At 51.8% G+C, this 980-nt stretch carries 1 pseudogene; it reads right to left on the minus strand.

The features are described from left to right. A pseudogene (locus tag E2K52_RS14480) lies at positions 1–980 on the minus strand (exodeoxyribonuclease V subunit gamma); the annotation flags it as partial.

A 980-nucleotide genomic window follows, 5' to 3' on the forward strand; every position in this document is an offset into this window, starting at 1 on the left:
TCCTGAAAGCGCGGTGTGCTGGCCACGGTAAATCCGGCCGGGTCAAAAGGCTGTAAAGGATGGACATGATACAGCTGCCGGATATGCTTGGCCACAGTCAGGCCATTGAGTTCCACCATAGCATCGACTTCAGCATCCGGCTGCTCTGACTCACAGATCAGGCCAATATGCTGGATCAGCTCCTGCAAGGCCATGGATGGATCACGCGCTTCACCATCATCTACATCGAAGCCATTATAAAATAGCCATAAATTTTCCTGTGCCAGCAACAAGGCATCTAAAAAAGCTCCCTGCTCATCATCCAGACGTGAACGGTCGCCAAGCTGCGGCTTGAGCATACTCATCAGGTCAAAAGGCACTTTCTGATGTCGGCCCGGAAACTTGCCGCTGTCCAGATTCAGCATGACCACCAGTTTATAAGGCAAGGGGCGGATTTGACCGATCTGGCTAAAAGTAATCTGCCCGCTGGGTTCTGCCTGTTCCAGCTGCATGTCGAGCGTATTCTGGATTTCTTCCAGTACATACGGCAGCGGCAGACTGAGCGCGACCAGTTCCTGACTGGCATACAGATCATCCTGATCGTGATAATCTGCCAAGGTCAGCATCCGCAGCTGCTTGTCAATAATTTCGGCCACGGTTTTCAGGGCGTCTACCCCCGCCTCCCGAAATTCATTCAGATCATTCCATAAATATTCCAGCCAGGTTTTCACCGGCGTACGCTGCCCTTGCTCATGGAGCATCAGCCAGTCCCGACGCTGCACCAGATCCTGATAAATCTGAATAAGCGTTGCAATTAAAGGGAAATCACTGCTTAGCACCCGAGCATAGCTCAAGGTGTCCTGAAACAGGCGATGCTCGGGCATCGCCATACCCAAAGCCAGACGGTCTAGGGCGAATTTAAAACTGTAACGGTAATCTTCATCCCCACTGCTCAGACTTTGCTGTAAATGCTGCTGGTCCAGCCCACGCTTAAAACCAGC

Origin of the sequence: Acinetobacter sp. RF14B, from assembly GCF_006864105.1 — a bacterium.
GTDB lineage: Bacteria > Pseudomonadota > Gammaproteobacteria > Pseudomonadales > Moraxellaceae > Acinetobacter > Acinetobacter lwoffii_C.